The organism is Halomonas sp. MMSF_3323, assembly GCF_030733595.1.
GTDB classification, from domain to species: domain Bacteria; phylum Pseudomonadota; class Gammaproteobacteria; order Pseudomonadales; family Halomonadaceae; genus Halomonas; species Halomonas litopenaei.
Genome location: NZ_JASHIT010000083.1, coordinates 1 through 3,356, shown reverse-complemented (window position 1 = coordinate 3,356; position 3,356 = coordinate 1). Strand labels below are relative to the sequence as shown.

3 protein-coding genes are annotated in these 3,356 nt (G+C 66.6%); all 3 read left to right on the top strand.

Features of this window, described 5'->3' with window-relative positions:
• The first annotated feature begins 47 nt into the window (after positions 1-47).
• The 3 genes from RBB39_RS22655 (at position 48) to RBB39_RS22645 (ending at position 3,074) form a co-directional block, all read left to right on the top strand.
• On the top strand, positions 48-965 hold the full coding sequence (locus RBB39_RS22655; RefSeq protein ID WP_045994265.1) for an NAD(P)-dependent oxidoreductase: 918 nt from the start codon (positions 48-50) through the stop codon (positions 963-965).
• A gap of 85 nt (positions 966-1,050) precedes the next feature.
• A complete protein-coding gene (locus RBB39_RS22650) occupies positions 1,051-1,896 on the top strand; it encodes a MoxR family ATPase (protein ID WP_045994264.1) in 846 nt (281 codons plus the stop codon).
• Positions 1,896-3,074 (top strand): VWA domain-containing protein, encoded by a 1,179-nt coding sequence (locus RBB39_RS22645; RefSeq protein WP_045994263.1) that lies wholly within the window; start codon positions 1,896-1,898, stop codon positions 3,072-3,074. The genes RBB39_RS22650 and RBB39_RS22645 overlap by 1 nt, the downstream gene beginning before the upstream one ends.
• Positions 3,075-3,356 lie beyond the last annotated feature (282 nt).

The window sequence follows — 3,356 nt, the reverse complement described above, 5'->3', positions numbered from 1 at the left end:
GGCCAACCGGGGTGTCACGACCACCCGCCCCTGCACAGGAGTTCGTCATGCCGCTTCCCCGCTCGACCACATCATCTACGCTGCCTCACCTCGGCTTTATCGGTATCGGCCTGATGGGCGATCCACTCAGCCGCCGGCTGGCCGAGGCCGGGCATCCGTTGACGCTGTATAACCGCACCCGGGCCAAGGCCGAGGCGGTGGCCGCCGACACCGGTGCCCGGGTAGCCGACAGCGTCGCCGAGCTGACCGCCGAGGTGGACGTGATCCTGAGCTGCGTGGCCAATACCGAGGTGCTGCGCGAAGTGATGCTCGGCAGCGACGGCGTCATCGCCCGGGCGCGACCGGGACAGCGCATCATCGACATGACCAGCGCCGACCCCGCCGCCACCCGGGAGCTGGCCCAGGCCGCCAGCGAGGCGGGCGTGAGCTGGGTGGATGCGCCGGTCTCCGGCGGCGTGGCCGGCGCCGAAGCGGGCAGCCTGGCGATCATGTGTGGCGGCGACGCGGCGGACGTGGAGGCGGCCCGTGAGGTCCTCGCCCCGCTGGCCTCGCGCATCACCCACATGGGCCCGGTGGGCTCGGGCCAGGTCACCAAGCTGTGCAATCAGCTACTGGTCGGCTGCACCACCGCAGCCATCGCCGAGATGGTGGCGCTGGCCGAGGCCAGCGGGGTCGACGCCAGTCGCTTGCCCGACGCCCTGGCCGGTGGCTTCGCCGACTCGACGCCCTTTCGCATGCTGACCCCGCGCATGGCCAGTCGCGACTTCGAGGCGCCGAGCTGGCACCTGCGCACCCTGCTCAAGGACGTCGACATGGCCACCGCCCAGGGGCATCGTCAGTCCAGCGCCACGCCCATGGCGGCCCTGGCTGCCCAGCTGATGCGCAGCCGGCTCGCCCGCGGCGAGGGTGAAAAGGATCCGGCGACGCTGATTCGCCTGTATCGAGACGACGAGGCCCAGCACTGACGCCGAGGATTGTTCCGCCCACGGGGCTACCGTACACTCGTTTGAAATCACTTCGTTGCCACTTCGTTATTCAGGATCCTCGCCCATGGCGTTTGACTCGACTTCCACCTACGTCGCCACGGATGCCCTCAAGCAGGCCGTCAATGCCGCGGTAACGCTGAAGCGCCCGCTGTTGATCAAGGGTGAGCCGGGCACCGGCAAGACCTTGCTGGCCGAGGAGCTCGCCGCCTCGCTCGGCACCCGGCTGATCACCTGGCACATCAAGTCCACCACCAAGGCCGCCCAGGGGCTCTACGAGTACGACGCGGTCAGCCGCCTGCGCGACTCCCAGCTTGGCGTGGAAGGCGTCGACAACGTCGCCAACTACCTGCGTCCGGGCAAGCTGTGGGAAGCCTTCACCGCCGACGAACGGGTGGTGCTGTTGATCGACGAGATCGACAAGGCCGACATCGAGTTCCCCAACGATCTGCTGCAGGAACTCGACCGCATGGAGTTCTTCGTCTACGAGACCGGAGAGACCATTCGCGCCCGTCACCGGCCCATCGTGGTGATCACCTCCAACAACGAGAAGGAGCTGCCCGACGCCTTCCTGCGCCGCTGCTTCTTCCACTACATCGAGTTTCCCGACCGCGCCACCATGGAGCGCATCGTCGCTGTGCACTTCCCGGATATCGCGCCGCGGCTGGTCAGCCAGGCGCTGGAGGTGTTCTTCGAGCTGCGCGAGGCGCCGGGGCTCAAGAAGCGCCCGTCGACCTCGGAACTGGTCGACTGGCTGAAGCTTTTGATGGCCGACGAGGTCGCCCGCGAGGCCCTGAGCCAGCGTGATCCGGCCAAGAGCCTGCCGCCGCTGGCCGGCGCCCTGGTCAAGAACGAGCAGGACACCGCTCTGCTGGAGCGCCTCGCCTTCATGGTGCGGCGTCAGGGTCGCTGATGTTTCTCGATCTATTCGACACCCTGCGCCGTCACCAGGTGCCGGTCTCGTTGCGCGAGCTGCTGGATCTGCACGCCGCCGTCGAAGCCGGCGTAGTATTCGCCGATATCGACGACTTCTACCGGCTGGCGCGTACCGTGATGGTCAAGGACGAGCGCCATTTCGACCGTTTCGATCGCGCCTTTGCCGCCTGGATGGGGTCGGTGGAAGGCCTCGATGCGGCCATCGATGCGTTGATCCCGGACGACTGGCTACGCCGTGAATTCGAGCGTCAACTCAGCGACGAGGAGAAGGCGCAGATCCAGTCGCTGGGTGGGCTTGAAAAGCTGATCGAGACCTTCAAGCAACGCCTGGCCGAGCAGAAGGAGCGCCACGCCGGCGGCAGCAAGTGGATCGGCACCGGCGGCACCAGCCCCTTCGGCGCCTACGGCTACAATCCCGAGGGCGTACGCATCGGCCAGGATGGCTCGCGCCATCGGCGTGCGGTCAAGGTCTGGGACGAGCGGCGCTTTCGCGACTACGACGACGACCAGGCGCTGGGGCCGCGCAACATCAAGATGGCGCTGCGTCGCCTGCGCCGCTTCGCCCGCCAGGGGGCGCTCGAGGAATTCGACATTGACGCCACCATCCGCGATACCGCACGGGACGCCGGTCTGCTCAACCTGCGCATGCGCCCGCCGCGTCACAACGCGGTCAAGGTGCTGCTGTTTCTCGACGTGGGCGGGTCCATGGACGACCACATCCGCGTCTGCGAGGAGCTGTTCTCGGCGGCGCGCTCCGAGTTCAAGCACCTGGAGCACTTCTACTTCCACAACTGCCTCTACGAGGGCGTCTGGCGCAACAACGCCCGACGCCACAAGGAGCGCTTCTCGACCTGGGAGTTGATGCGCACCTACGGTGCCGACTATCAGGTGGTGGTGGTCGGCGATGCGTCGATGTCGCCCTACGAGATCACCCACCCCGGCGGCAGCGTGGAGCACTTCAACGAGGAACCGGGCGGGGTCTGGCTCAGGCGCCTGGCCGAGCGCTACCCGCGGCTGGTCTGGCTCAACCCCAACCCGCCGCGCTATTGGGAGTACACTCCTTCGACCCGGCTGATTCGCGAGCTGATCCACGAGCGCATGTATCCCATGACGCTGGAGGGACTGGATGAAGCGATGCGCGAACTGGCGCGCTGACCATGGTGTTGCTGGGGGACCGGACAGTTGGCACCACCTCGCCGTCGCCCGCAATCACCGCATCAGGCAACTTCGTGAGAAAATAGCCGAATCAAGCTATAAATAGGCGTAATAGGTCTCTAGCGCTATCCGCGCTCACCACGGAGCCATCCGCGTCATGTCCGATCCCATCATCGCTGTACTCACTGGCGACCTGATTGCCTCTCGTCAACGTGATCGCGAGGCCCTCTACCGCTGCCTCGATGACACCCTCGAGGCCCTGGCCAGACGCCACGACGGCGA